General features: G+C 56.9%; 14 protein-coding genes. 12 read left to right on the forward strand and 2 right to left on the reverse strand.

Annotation, left to right across the window (positions count from 1 at the left end; all coding sequences use genetic code 11):
* From M2407_RS20075 to nqrM, 7 genes are read left to right on the forward strand one after another with little or no spacing between them, the layout of a single operon-like run.
* Window positions 1–1,242 (forward strand): NADH:ubiquinone reductase (Na(+)-transporting) subunit B, encoded by a 1,242-nt coding sequence (locus M2407_RS20075; RefSeq protein WP_020825367.1) that lies wholly within the window; start codon window positions 1–3, stop codon window positions 1,240–1,242.
* Window positions 1,232–2,026: a Na(+)-translocating NADH-quinone reductase subunit C gene (locus M2407_RS20080; protein ID WP_020825368.1), complete on the forward strand. Its 795-nt coding sequence runs from the start codon at window positions 1,232–1,234 to the stop codon at window positions 2,024–2,026. Before M2407_RS20075 ends, M2407_RS20080 begins: the two co-directional genes overlap by 11 nt.
* The gene (locus tag M2407_RS20085) at window positions 2,019–2,648 is read left to right on the forward strand and encodes an NADH:ubiquinone reductase (Na(+)-transporting) subunit D (RefSeq protein WP_020825369.1); all 630 of its coding nucleotides are present in this window, start codon (window positions 2,019–2,021) and stop codon (window positions 2,646–2,648) included. The genes M2407_RS20080 and M2407_RS20085 overlap by 8 nt, the downstream gene beginning before the upstream one ends.
* Window positions 2,649–2,654: 6 nt before the next feature.
* On the forward strand, window positions 2,655–3,251 hold the full coding sequence (gene nqrE / locus M2407_RS20090) for an NADH:ubiquinone reductase (Na(+)-transporting) subunit E (RefSeq protein ID WP_012005400.1): 597 nt from the start codon (window positions 2,655–2,657) through the stop codon (window positions 3,249–3,251).
* 15 nt (window positions 3,252–3,266) lie between these two features.
* The gene (gene nqrF, locus M2407_RS20095; RefSeq protein ID WP_044548498.1) at window positions 3,267–4,490 is read left to right on the forward strand and encodes an NADH:ubiquinone reductase (Na(+)-transporting) subunit F; all 1,224 of its coding nucleotides are present in this window, start codon (window positions 3,267–3,269) and stop codon (window positions 4,488–4,490) included.
* Entirely contained in the window at window positions 4,491–5,522 is a 1,032-nt protein-coding gene (locus M2407_RS20100; RefSeq protein ID WP_142815830.1) for an FAD:protein FMN transferase, read from the forward strand.
* Window positions 5,523–5,529: 7 nt separating this feature from the next.
* The gene (nqrM, locus tag M2407_RS20105; RefSeq protein WP_020825372.1) at window positions 5,530–5,757 is read left to right on the forward strand and encodes a (Na+)-NQR maturation NqrM; all 228 of its coding nucleotides are present in this window, start codon (window positions 5,530–5,532) and stop codon (window positions 5,755–5,757) included.
* Window positions 5,758–5,794: 37 nt separating this feature from the next.
* Here the strand turns inward: nqrM and M2407_RS20110 are convergent, their stop codons facing one another.
* Window positions 5,795–6,679 (reverse strand): glycerophosphodiester phosphodiesterase family protein, encoded by an 885-nt coding sequence (locus tag M2407_RS20110; RefSeq protein WP_122077397.1) that lies wholly within the window; start codon window positions 6,677–6,679, stop codon window positions 5,795–5,797.
* Window positions 6,680–6,884: 205 nt separating this feature from the next.
* On the opposite strand from M2407_RS20110, the gene dinB reads away from it, so the two are divergent.
* Complete coding sequence (dinB, locus tag M2407_RS20115; protein ID WP_046374422.1) at window positions 6,885–7,946, forward strand: DNA polymerase IV; 1,062 nt, start codon at window positions 6,885–6,887, stop codon at window positions 7,944–7,946.
* Window positions 7,947–8,024: 78 nt separating this feature from the next.
* Here the strand turns inward: dinB and pepD are convergent, their stop codons facing one another.
* Entirely contained in the window at window positions 8,025–9,485 is a 1,461-nt protein-coding gene (pepD, locus tag M2407_RS20120; RefSeq protein ID WP_046374421.1) for a beta-Ala-His dipeptidase, read from the reverse strand.
* A 324-nt stretch (window positions 9,486–9,809) separates the two neighbouring features.
* Here pepD and gpt point away from each other — a divergent pair, with 324 nt between their 5' ends.
* From gpt to proB, 4 genes are all read left to right on the forward strand, one after another.
* A complete protein-coding gene (gpt, locus tag M2407_RS20125) occupies window positions 9,810–10,268 on the forward strand; it encodes a xanthine phosphoribosyltransferase (RefSeq protein WP_044548512.1) in 459 nt (152 codons plus the stop codon).
* 144 nt (window positions 10,269–10,412) lie between these two features.
* Window positions 10,413–11,660, forward strand: coding sequence for an esterase FrsA (gene frsA, locus M2407_RS20130; protein WP_044548514.1), 1,248 nt, complete (start codon window positions 10,413–10,415; stop codon window positions 11,658–11,660).
* A 60-nt stretch (window positions 11,661–11,720) separates the two neighbouring features.
* Window positions 11,721–12,122, forward strand: coding sequence for a sigma factor-binding protein Crl (gene crl, locus M2407_RS20135; protein WP_041414255.1), 402 nt, complete (start codon window positions 11,721–11,723; stop codon window positions 12,120–12,122).
* A 115-nt stretch (window positions 12,123–12,237) separates the two neighbouring features.
* Entirely contained in the window at window positions 12,238–13,341 is a 1,104-nt protein-coding gene (gene proB / locus M2407_RS20140; protein ID WP_020825379.1) for a glutamate 5-kinase, read from the forward strand.
* Window positions 13,342–13,345: the final 4 nt, after the last annotated feature.

Below are 13,345 nucleotides of genomic sequence, written 5' to 3' on the forward strand. Positions count from 1 at the left end.
ATGGGCCTGAAGAACTTTTTTGACAAAATCGAGCATCACTTCACTCCGGGCGGCAAGCTGGAAAAGTGGTACCCGCTGTTTGAAGCCACGACGACGGTGTTTTACACCCCGGGTTTGGTGACACGCGGCGCTTCGCACGTGCGCGACGCCATCGATCTGAAACGCATGATGATCCTGGTATGGCTGGCCGTTTTCCCGGCGATGTTCTGGGGTATGTACAACGTTGGCCAACAGGCCATTCCGGCGCTGCATCACCTCTACAGCGGCGATCAGCTGCAACAGGTATTGGCGGGCGACTGGCACTACCGGCTGGCGCAATGGTTGGGGGCTTCTCTGGCGGCGGACGCCGGCTGGGTCAGCAAAATGGTGCTGGGTGCCTGCTACTTCCTGCCGATATACGCCGTGGTGTTTCTGGTCGGCGGATTTTGGGAAGTGCTGTTCGCTATCATTCGCAAGCACGAGATTAACGAAGGTTTCTTCGTCACCTCGATTCTGTTTGCGCTGATTGTGCCGCCCACGCTGCCGCTGTGGCAGGCCGCGCTGGGGATTACCTTCGGCGTAGTAGTGGCGAAAGAGATTTTCGGCGGCACCGGGCGCAACTTCCTTAACCCGGCATTGGCGGGGCGCGCTTTCCTGTTCTTCGCTTATCCGGCGCAGATTTCCGGTGACCTGGTGTGGACCTCCGCCGACGGTTTCTCCGGCGCAACGCCGCTGGCGCAATGGAGCGCGGGTGGGGCGCACAGTCTGAGCAACGTCGCTACCGGCCAGTCAATCAGCTGGATGGACGCGTTTCTCGGCAACATTCCCGGCTCCGTCGGCGAAGTTTCCACACTGATGATCCTGCTTGGCGGGGCGATAATCCTGTTCGGTCGTGTGGCATCCTGGCGCATCGTCGCCGGCGTGATGCTGGGCATGATGGCTACCGCCTTCCTGTTTAATTCCATCGGTTCTACTACTAACCCGCTGTTCGCCATGCCGTGGTACTGGCACCTGGTGTTAGGTGGTTTCGCCTTCGGCATGATCTTTATGGCCACCGATCCGGTTTCCGCCTCGTTCACCAATAAGGGGAAATGGTGGTACGGCATCCTGATTGGCGTGATGTGCGTGCTGATCCGGGTGGTCAATCCGGCCTATCCGGAAGGCATGATGCTGGCGATCCTGTTCGCCAACCTGTTCGCGCCGCTGTTCGATTATCTGGTGGTGCAGGCCAACATCAAGCGGAGAAAAGCCCGTGGCGAATGAATCTAAAAACGACAGCATCGGTAAAACGCTGCTGGTGGTACTGCTGTTGTGCCTGGTGTGTTCTGTGGTGGTGGCGGGTTCCGCCGTCGGCCTGAAGTCCAAACAGCAGGAACAAAAGCTGCTCGACAAGCAGCGCAATATCCTCGACGTGGCCGGCCTGCTGCAACCGAAAATGGAGGGCGAGCAGGTCAAAACGCTGTTCACCCAACGCATCGAACCCCGGTTGCTGGATTTAAACAGCGGTGAGTTTGTTACCGGCAAGGCCGCGGCGTTCGATCTGGCTGCGGCATTGCGTGACGACAGCAAAAGTGCGGCGTTGCCGGCGGCTGACGATCCGGCGGGCATCAAACGCCGCAGTAACCAGGCGGAAATCTATCTGGTGCGTGACGACAGCGGCGCGGTGAACAAAATTGTGCTGCCGGTTTACGGCACGGGCCTGTGGTCAATGATGTACGCCTTTGTTGCGCTGGATAATGACGGTAACACGGTGAAAGGCATTACTTACTACCAGCAAGGGGAAACCCCGGGCCTGGGTGGTGAGGTTGAGAATGCCAGCTGGCGCCAGCAGTGGGTCGGTAAAAAGCTGTTTGACGATAACGGGCAACCGGCGATCCGCGTAGTGAAAGGCGGGGCGCGTCAGGGAGATGAACACGGGGTGGACGGCTTGTCCGGCGCCACGCTGACCTCCAACGGCGTGCAGCATACTTTTGACTTCTGGTTGGGCGAGCACGGCTTTGGCCCGTTCCTGAAAAAAGTTCGTGAAGGAGCGCTGAAAAATGGCTGATTCCAAAGAGATTAAACGGGTCCTTTTAGGGCCTCTGTTCGACAACAACCCGATTGCCCTGCAGGTGTTGGGCGTCTGCTCCGCGCTGGCGGTGACCACCAAGCTGGAAACGGCGGTGGTGATGACCATCGCGGTGACGCTGGTTACGGCGTTTTCCAGCTTCTTTATTTCGTTGATCCGTCACCATATTCCGAACAGCGTGCGCATTATCGTGCAGATGGCGATTATCGCCTCGCTGGTGATCGTGGTCGATCAGCTGCTGCGCGCCTATGCGTTCGAGATTTCCAAGCAGCTGTCGGTGTTCGTTGGCCTGATCATCACCAACTGTATCGTGATGGGGCGCGCCGAAGCCTATGCCATGAAGTCGCCGCCCATCGAGAGTTTCATGGACGGTATCGGCAATGGGCTGGGGTACGGGGTAATCCTGGTGCTGGTTGGCTTCCTGCGTGAGCTGTTCGGTTCCGGCAAGCTGTTCGGCATCCCGGTGCTGGAAACGGTACAGAACGGCGGTTGGTATCAGCCAAACGGTTTGTTCCTGTTGGCACCGAGCGCGTTCTTTATCATCGGCCTGCTGATATGGGCGCTCCGCACCCTGAAACCAGCGCAGATCGAAAAGGAGTAATGGCCGATGGAACATTATATCAGCCTGTTTGTACGCGCAGTGTTCGTAGAGAACATGGCGTTGGCGTTCTTCCTGGGGATGTGTACCTTCCTGGCGGTATCGAAGAAGGTCTCGACCGCCTTTGGTTTGGGGATTGCGGTTACCCTGGTGCTCGGCATCTCCGTGCCGGTGAACAACCTGGTCTACAACCTGATCCTGCGTGATGGCGCGCTGGTGGAAGGCGTTGATCTGAGCTTCCTCAACTTCATCACCTTTATCGGCGTGATTGCTGCGCTGGTGCAGATTCTGGAGATGATCCTCGATCGCTTCTTCCCATCGCTGTACAACGCACTCGGCATTTTCCTGCCGCTGATCACCGTGAACTGCGCCATCTTCGGCGGTGTGTCCTTCATGGTGCAACGTGACTACAACTTCGCCGAGTCGGTGGTGTACGGCTTCGGTTCCGGCACGGGCTGGATGTTGGCGATAGTCGCGATGGCGGGGATCCGCGAAAAACTCAAGTATGCCAATGTCCCCGCAGGGTTGCGCGGCCTGGGCATTACCTTTATCACCACCGGGCTGATGGCGTTGGGCTTTATGTCCTTCTCCGGTGTTCAGTTGTAAAGGCGGGAAGAATTTATGGAAATTATTTTAGGCGTCGCGATGTTTACCGCCATCGTTATGGTGCTGGTACTGCTGATCTTGTTCGCCAAATCGAAGCTGGTGAACACCGGCGATATTGCGGTGGAAGTGAATGGCGATTTGGACAAAAGCTTTACCGCTCCGGCGGGCGACAAGCTGCTGAATATGCTCTCCAGCCAGGGGATCTTCGTTTCGTCCGCCTGTGGCGGCGGCGGTTCTTGCGGGCAATGCCGGGTGGTGATCAAAGAGGGCGGCGGCGATATCCTGCCGACTGAACTGTCGCATATCAACAAGCGTGAAGCGAAAGAGGGTTGCCGCCTGGCCTGTCAGGTGAACGTGAAGCAAAACCTGAAAATCGAGCTGCCGGAAGAAATCTTTGGCGTGAAGAAGTGGGAGTGCGAAGTTATCTCCAACGATAACAAAGCCACCTTTATCAAAGAGCTGAAGCTGAAAATTCCTGACGGTGAAGACGTGCCGTTCCGTGCCGGTGGTTTTATTCAGATCGAGGCGCCGGCGCACGACATCAGCTATGCCGATTTCGATGTGCCGGAGGAGTACCGCGGCGACTGGGACAAATTCAACCTGTTCCGCTATCGCTCAGTGGTGAATGACACCACGGTGCGCGCTTATTCCATGGCGAACTATCCGGATGAAAAGGGCATTATCATGCTCAACGTGCGTATCGCTACGCCACCGCCGCGCGATCCTGACGTGCCGCCGGGCATTATGTCTTCCTATATCTGGTCGCTGAAGGCCGGTGACAAGGTGACCATCTCCGGGCCATTCGGCGAGTTCTTTGCCAAGGATACCGACGCCGAAATGATCTTTATCGGCGGTGGTGCCGGCATGGCACCGATGCGTTCACACATCTTTGACCAGCTCAATCGCCTGAAGTCCAAGCGCAAAATCACCTTCTGGTACGGCGCGCGTTCGCTGCGTGAGATGTTCTACGAGGACGATTTCAATCGGTTGCAGGAAGAGAATGAAAACTTTACCTGGCACGTGGCGCTTTCCGATCCGCAGCCAGAGGATAACTGGACGGGTTACACCGGCTTTATCCATAATGTTCTGTTGGAAAACTATCTGCGCAACCACCCGGCGCCGGAAGACTGCGAATTCTACATGTGCGGTCCGCCAATGATGAACGCGGCGGTGATCAAGATGCTGAAAGATCTGGGCGTCGAAGACGAAAATATCATGCTGGATGACTTTGGTGGCTAAATGCGCGTAGGGGCAATGAAGGGCTGGATGACGACGGTGGTGCTGAGCGCCACCCTGTTATTGACCGGTTGCGGGCCGGAGCAGGTGAATCTCGAGGGTAAAACCATGGGGACCTCCTATTCGATCCGCTACGTCACCGGCGACGACACGCCGTCCGCCGGCAAGATACAGGCAGAGATCGACAAGCGGTTGGAGTTGGTGAACGACCAAATGTCCACCTATCGTCCTGGCTCGGAACTGAGCCGCTTCAACGCCAGTCGCGCAGTGGATAAACCCTTCCCGGTGTCGGCCGCGACGGCAGAAGTGGTGCTGGAGGCGCTACGTATCAACCGCGTTACTGACGGCGCGCTGGACGTGACCGTCGGGCCGTTGGTTAACCTGTGGGGCTTTGGGCCTGAAGGGCGGCCGGACAAGGTGCCGAGCGCCGCCGCACTGGAGCAGCGCCGCGCATGGACTGGCATCGACAAGCTGTCGGTACAGGGCAACGCGTTGGTCAAACGCATTCCGGAGCTGTATGTCGATCTTTCCTCGATCGCCAAGGGCTACGGGGTGGATGTGATTGCCGAGTACCTGCAGTCGCAGCAGGTGAAAAACTACATGGTCGATATTGGCGGTGAGGTGCGCACTCGCGGCCACAACGGTGAGAATAAACCGTGGCGTATCGCCATTGAGCGGCCGACCGCCGGCATGGAGCAGAAAGCGCAATTGGTGATCCAACCCGGTGAGATGTCGATAGCTACCTCGGGGGATTACCGTAACTATTTCGAACAGGATGGCGTGCGGTATTCGCATACTATAGATCCGATCACCGGCCGGCCGATCCATCACCACCTGGTGTCGGTCACGGTGTTGAGCCCAACCTGCATGGCGGCAGACGGTTTGTCGACCGGATTAAACGTACTGGGGCCGGAACGCGGCATGGCATTGGCGAACCTGATGGGGATCCCGGTGTTCATGATTGTGAAAACTGCCACCGGTTTTGAAGAGCGCTACTCTGAGGCGTTTAAACCCTATTTGAACAAGCACTCGTGAGGTCGCTATGTTGACGGTATTTGTCGCCACCTTCGTGTTGTTTCTGCTGATTGTCGGCGGTATGTCCCTGGGCTACGTGTTTAAACGTAAAAGCCTGCAGGGCAGCTGCGGCGGCATTACGGCGCTGGGGATGGATAAGGTCTGCGACTGTCCGGAACCTTGCGATGCGCGTAAAAAACGCCTGGAGAAAGAGGCGTTGCGCCAGCAGCAGCTGGAAAAGCACCGGATTATCTGACTACAAGGGGCGCATGCAGCGCCCCTTTTTCTATCGGTTATTTGGCCTGGCGAAAGTTTTTCGCATCGGCCGGTGAGTTGACCATCACCCCGTCTACCCCAAGCGCCAGCGCCTGCTGGTAGTCTGCCGGGGTGTTGATACCAAACAGAATGATGTGCGCTGGGCCTTGCGAACGGAAGCAGTCGATCGATTCTTTATCCCAGGTCAGAAACGCCTTGGAGCGCCCCTCGCCCAAGGTAAATTTCTCCACCACTTCCACTTCCCGTTTCAGTTCCAACCCGTACCAGCGTGGCTTCTGGTTATCCGGCTTCAGTTCGCACAGGTGCGACAGGCTGATATTCGCCAGCAGGTCGCGGGTTTCATCGCGGGTTTCGAAACGCTTGATAGTCGGCGGTAGCGCCTGCAAATATTTGGCATCGGTGGAGTAAACGCGGGTGCGGTTCAGGCTGTCGGTTTTTTCCAGGGTTGCCAGCAAGGTTTTACCGAACTGGGCCGGATTGGCATCCGGTGACTTGATGTCCAGATAGAAATTGACCTTGGGGAAGTCGTTGAGTATTTCATCCAGCCGAGGAATGCCAATGCCTTTCCCCCGGAACGGGTGCGTTTCCCCTTTGGCGAATGACCAGCCGGCGTCAACTTTCGCCAGTTGTTCGGCGGTGTAAGCGGAGACCAGGCCCTGTTGGTTGGTCAGCGCTTTCAGGTCTGAGGGACGGTATAGCACGATAACGCCGTCTTTGGATTCCTGCAGCGTGATCCAAATGGCGTCCGCGCCGTTTTTCAGTGCGGTTTCAATTGCGACGCGAGTGTTTTCAGGTGCGTCGGCAGTGCCACCGCGGTGCGCAATAATGGCAGGGGCTGCGCTCGCGGCAAGGGATATCAGGGATAATGCTGAAGCGAATAAATAGACCGATAATGCTTTCATGTAGGGCACCTTCCTGTGCAAGGTTTATTGTTATCAATAACTGAGGCGATTAATTTGCCACAGCGTACTATTCAAAAATTACGCTTTTTTAACAAGTCGAAGATAATTGGGTGAATCCCTGTTTTATCCGAGCTGATCCGAGTTTTGCCGAGGCTTGAGCTTTCCATTATTGGCTGTATACTTATACAGTGTTATTGGAGGGGCGATGCGTAAAATCATTCATGTCGATATGGACTGCTTCTTCGCGGCGGTAGAAATGCGCGACGATCCCAGCCTGCGCGATATTCCGTTGGCGATTGGCGGCAGCGCCGACCGGCGTGGGGTGATCAGCACCGCCAACTATCCTGCACGTCGCTATGGCGTACACAGTGCCATGTCGACGGCGATGGCGCTCAAGCTTTGCCCGCACCTTAAGCTGCTGCCCGGCCGCATGGCGGCGTACAAGGAAGCCTCGCTGCATATCCGTGAAATTTTTGCCCGCTACACCCCGTTGATCGAACCGCTGTCTCTGGATGAAGCCTATCTGGACGTCACTGACTGCAGCCAGTGCAACGGCTCGGCGACGCTGATCGCCGAACAAATCCGCCAGGCGATAGCCGATGAACTGAACCTCACCGCGTCTGCCGGTGTCGCGCCCATCAAATTCCTCGCCAAAATCGCCTCGGAGCTGAATAAGCCGAACGGCCAATACGTCATTACCCCGGCGCAGGTTCCCGCGTTTTTACAGCAACTGCCGTTGAGTAAAATCCCGGGCGTGGGAAAAGTGACCGCCAAACGGTTGGAAGAAGTGGGATTGATCACCTGCGCTGACGTGCAGCAGTACGATCTGGCGGCGTTGTTAAAGCGCTTTGGCAAATTTGGCCGCGTTCTTTGGGAACGCTGTCAGGGCATCGATCTGCGTGAGGTTTCGCCAGAGCGGCTGCGCAAGTCGGTGGGGGTAGAACGCACGCTGGCGGAGGACATTCATGCCTGGGAAGAGTGCGAAGCGCTGATCGTCGACAAACTGTATCCGGAACTGGAAATGCGCTTACGCAAGGTAAAACCGGATCTGCATATCGCCCGCCAAGGCGTAAAGCTGAAGTTTCAGGATTTCCAGCAAACAACCCAGGAACACGTTTGGCCAGTACTGAATAAAGACGATTTGATCAATGTAGCGCGTCAGGCATGGAGCGAAAGGCGTGAAGGGCGTGGGGTGCGGCTGGTAGGCTTGCACGTGACGCTGCTGGATCCGCAGCTAGAGCGCCAGCTGTTGCTGCCGTGGGAATAACAAGGGCGCAATGCAATATTGCACCCTTGCTTGCACAGCACGGTATTTTTTAGGGTTCAGTACACCGAACCCGGCAAATTACGCGCGCTCTGGGATAGCCTTCAGCAGTGCCGTCAGCAGTTTCCAGTACAGGCCCACGCTTTCGATATGCACCTGCTCATCCGGCGAATGTGGCCCGGTGATGGTCGGCCCAATCGACACCATATCCATATTCGGGTACGGCTTTTTAAACAGGCCGCATTCCAGCCCCGCGTGGATCACCATGATGTTTGGCGTCTTGTTGAACAGATCCTGATAGATCTCGCGTACCAAATGCATGACCGGTGAGTCAGCGTCCGGTTGCCAGCCAGGGTAGCCGCCTTTCGGGGCCACGTTGGCGTTGGCCAACTGGCCCAGCGCGGTCAGCATGCCGACCACGTAATCTTTACCGCTGTCGATCAACGAACGGATCAGGCAGATGATTTCTGCTTCGCTGTCGCTGGTGGTCACTACGCCCACGTTCAGTGAGGTTTCCACCACGCCTTTCACCGCGTCGCTCATGCGGATCACACCGTTTGGCGTGCCGTTGAGCAGTGCCAGGAAACGCTGTTGGCTGTCTGCGGTCATGGCCTGAGACGTGCTGGTGGTTGGCTCCAGCAGAACGGTGATGTTCTTCTCTTTAGCGGACAGCTCATTTTGCAGGGTGGCCAGGAACGCCTGGCTCAGTGCTTTGAGCTCATCGGCCTTAGCTGCCGGTACGGCAACCACGGCAGAAGCTTCACGCGGGATGGCGTTGCGCAGGGTGCCGCCGTTCAGGTCCAGCACACGCAGATTCAACGCCGCGGCATTATCGAACAGGAAGCGTGCCAGCAGTTTGTTGGCGTTGCCCAGGCCGACGTGAATATCCGCGCCGGAGTGGCCGCCTTTCAGGCCCTTGATCGTCAGCTTCAGGGTCTGGTAACCGGCCGGTACGGCTTCACGCTGCAGCGGCAGGGTGGTGATGAAATCAATACCACCGGCGCAACCCATGTAGATCTCACCTTCTTCTTCGGAATCGGTGTTGATCAGGATATCGGCCTGCAGCCAGTTAGCCTGCAGCCCGAATGCACCGTCCATGCCGGCTTCTTCGGTCATGGTCAGCAGCACTTCCAGCGGACCGTGCTCGACGCTGTCGTCTGCCAGCACAGCCAGCGCGGAGGCCATGCCGATGCCGTTGTCGGCGCCCAGCGTGGTGCCGCGCGCTTTGATCCACTCACCGTCGATATACGGCTGAATCGGATCCTTGGTGAAGTCGTGCACGGTGTCGTTATTCTTCTGCGGCACCATGTCCAGGTGCGCCTGCAGGGCAACCGGCTTGCGGTTTTCCATGCCTTTGGTGGCCGGCTTGCGCAGCAGGATATTGCCTACCTGGTCACGCTCGGCGTGCAGGTTTTTCTCTTTGGCCCATTCGAGGATGTGCTGCGCCAGCGCTTCTTCATGATAAGAAGGATGTGGAATAGAGCAGATTTTGGCAAAAATATCCCACAGCGGCTGTGGCGAAAGTTGAGACAATTCAGACACAATAAGTCTCCTGTAACGGCATTCACGGCATAGCGGGAATACCGCTCGGTTAGGGTTAGGGGCATCTGTGCGGTTTTGGCACGATCTCCAGAGAATATCACTTTCTACCGGGCGGTGCCCGTCCCGAATTGTGCTGTTTAAGCGCTTGATCACACTAGTTTGCTGCGCTGCAGTTCATTTTTTCAGCATCAATCACCAGAGGAAATACTTATGATTTCCACGGTACAACTGGTATTCGGCGCGCCCAGTCTCTATAATCTCGCGCAACCTTTTTTCCCCTGATTACTGAATAAGCCACACCCTGGCTGGCTGGGACACCATTCTATGAGCGAAAAATACGTTGTTACCTGGGACATGCTGCAAATGCAAGCGCGCAAACTGGCTCACCGCCTGCTGCCCGTAGACCAATGGACAGGCATTATTGCCGTAAGCCGCGGCGGCCTGGTGCCGGCAGCCTTACTGGCGCGTGAACTGGGTATTCGCCATGTGGATACCGTGTGCATTTCCAGCTATGACCATGACAACCAACGCGAAATGAAAGTGCTCAAGCGCGCTGAAGGCGACGGTGAAGGCTTTATCGTCATCGACGATCTGGTGGATACCGGTGGTACTGCAAAAGCGATCCGCGAGATGTACCCGAAAGCGCATTTCGTCACCATCTTCGCCAAGCCGGCAGGTCGCCCGCTGGTTGACGATTATGTGGTTGATATCCCACAGGATACCTGGATCGAACAGCCATGGGACATGGCGGTGACCTTCGTGCCACCGATCGGCGGTCGTTAAGTTCGACAGGCTGTTCCATTAAAACGCCCGGTTTCGCCGGGCGTTTTCGTTATTTTGGTTTATCGCCCCAGAGTTAGGTACACTACCTCCAGTTGATTAGGCTGTTTGCGGCCTATAGCCAGATTTACGGAGGCTGTTGTTACCATGGCACAAGCCAACCTTTCTGAAATTCTGTTCAAACCCTCATTTAAACATCCTGAGACCTCGACGCTGGTGATGCGCGCGCGCAACAAAGTCAGCGCCGATCTGCATTCCACGCTGGAAGGCAACACCGTCAGCAACTGGTATCGCATGCTTAACCCGCTGTTGTGGGCCTGGCGCGGCGTTGATCCGATCGAAATCAACGAAGTGCTGGCGCGCATCGCAGTCGCCGATGTGGAGCACACCAACGACAAATGGCTGGATACCGTGGTCGGTTACCGTAACGGCAACTGGATTTACGAATGGGTTCACCAGGGCATGCGCTGGCAACAGAGCGCGTTGGAACAGCAGGATCCTTTGATCGGCGGTCAGCACTGGCTCAACGCCGCCAATTTTTACAGCATCGCCGGCTACCCGCACCTGAAAGGGGACGAACTGGCCGAGCAGGCCGAAGCGCTCTCCTGTCGGGCTTACGAAGAAGCCGCGCTGTTGCTGCCTTATCAGTTGAAAGAGCTGGAGTTCCGCATTGAGGGCGGCAGCAGCATCAATGGTTTCCTGCACCTGCCGGAAAAGGGCGAGGCCCCGTTCCCGACGGTGTTGATGTGCGGCAGCCTGGACACGCTGCAAACTGACTACCACCGCCTGTTCCGCGATTATCTGGCACCGCACGGCATCGCCATGCTGACCATCGATATGCCTTCCATCGGCTCTTCATACAAGTGGAAGCTGACGCAAGATTCCAGCTTCCTGCATCAGCAGGTGCTGATCCAGCTGGCCTCGGTGCCGTGGGTCGATCATCAGCGCGTCACCGCGTTTGGCTTCCGTTTTGGTGCCAACGTGGCGGTACGTCTGGCCTATCTGGAGCCACAGCGGCTGCGTGGCGTGGCTTGTCTGGGGCCGGTGGTGCATCGCCTGCTGTGCGACAGCAAAACGCAACAGCATGTGCCGGACATGTACATGGATGTGCTGGCCAGCCGGATGGGGATGGCCAACGCGTCGGATAACGTGCTGAAGGTGGAATTGAATAGCTATTCGCTGAAAACCCAAGGGCTGTTGGGCCGCCGTTGCCCGACGCCAATGCTGGCCGGTTACTGGGATCAGGATCCGCTCAGCCCGAAAGAAGAAGCGCAGCTGATCGCATCATCCTCGCTGGACGGCAAACTGATCGCCATACCGCGCGCCCCTGTCTACAGCAGTTTCCACAAGGCGTTGCTGCAAATGACCCACTGGATGAAAGATAAAATGCGTTAATTAGTTGCTAAATTTTAACAGTTTGTTAAAAAGAGTGGTCTACATTGAGGAGGTTAAAGAATGACGTTACCGAGTGGTCACCCTAAAAGCCGACTAATGAAACGTTTCGCCAGCTTGGGGCCGTACCTGCGTGAAGGGCAGTGTGAGAACGACCGTTTTTTCTTTGATTGTTTAGCCGTGTGCGTCAATGTTAAGCCCGCTCCAGAGAAGCGCGAGTTCTGGGGTTGGTGGATCGAACTGCATGCCGAAGATACGCGTTTCACCTACGCCTATCAGTTTGGCCTGTTTGATAAAGATGGGCACTGGACGCCGGAAAAGATTAAAGATGCTGAAGTGAAAACCAAGTTGGAAACCACCCTGCGTGATTTCCACCGTCGTCTGGGCGAGCTGCTGACCACCATGGAACTGACGCTTGAACCGGCCGAGAATTTCAAAGAGAAACTGATTAAACTTTCCGCCTGACCCCGTTAGACCACAAGTATTCTGCTGATTTCGCGTTGTGCCTGTTGGCATAACGCGTCTCTCCTGCTACAAAGTCCTTTGCACTCTTATTCTCATCATACACGGCAGAAATACTATGAACGGCAGCCAGACACTGGTTGTGAAATTGGGCACCAGCGTGTTGACCGGCGGATCGCTGCGTCTTAACCGTGCTCACATTGTCGAACTGGTACGCCAGTGCGCACAACAGCATGCAGCGGGTCACCGCATCGTTATCGTCACCTCCGGCGCGATTGCCGCCGGGCGCGAACATTTGGGTTACCCCGAACTCCCCGCCACCATCGCCTCCAAGCAGCTGCTGGCGGCGGTCGGGCAGAGCCGGCTGATCCAACTGTGGGAGCAACTGTTTTCCATTTACGGCATCCACGTCGGGCAGATGTTGCTGACGCGCGCCGATCTGGAAGACCGCGAACGCTTCCTCAACGCGCGTGACACCATGACCGCGCTGCTGGACAACCGTATCGTGCCGGTAATCAATGAGAACGACGCGGTAGCGACCGCAGAAATCAAGGTGGGCGACAACGACAACCTGTCGGCGCTGGCGGCGATCCTGGCCGGGGCCGACAAATTGCTGTTGCTGACCGATCAGCAAGGCTTGTACACCGCCGATCCACGTAATAACCCGCAGGCGGAACTGATCCGTGAAGTGCACGGCATCGACGATGCGCTGCGTGCCATCGCCGGCGACAGCGTTTCCGGCCTGGGCACCGGCGGCATGGGTACCAAGCTGCAAGCTGCCGACGTGGCTTGTCGCGCCGGCATCGACGTGATCATTGCCGCTGGCAGCAAGCCGGGCGTGGTGGCGGACGTTATTGAAGGTAAACCGGTGGGCACGCGTTTCCACGCGCTGGAAACCCCGTTGGAAAACCGCAAACGCTGGATCTTTGGCGCACCGCCGGCTGGTGAGATCACCGTTGACGACGGCGCGGTCGATGCGATTATGGCGCGCGGCAGTTCGCTGCTGCCGAAGGGCATTCGCGAAGTGAAAGGTGATTTCTCCCGCGGTGAAGTGATCCGCATCCGCAATCTGGCGGGGCGCGATTTGGCCCACGGCGTCAGCCGCTATAACAGCGACGCGATGCGTATGATTGCCGGTCATCACTCGCAGGAAATCAGCGAAATTCTCGGTTATGAATACGGCCCGGTGGCAGTGCACCGCGACGATATGATAGTCAGTTAAGGAG

Source organism: Serratia sp. BIGb0234 (assembly GCF_024809915.1).
Lineage (GTDB): Bacteria > Pseudomonadota > Gammaproteobacteria > Enterobacterales > Enterobacteriaceae > Serratia > Serratia liquefaciens.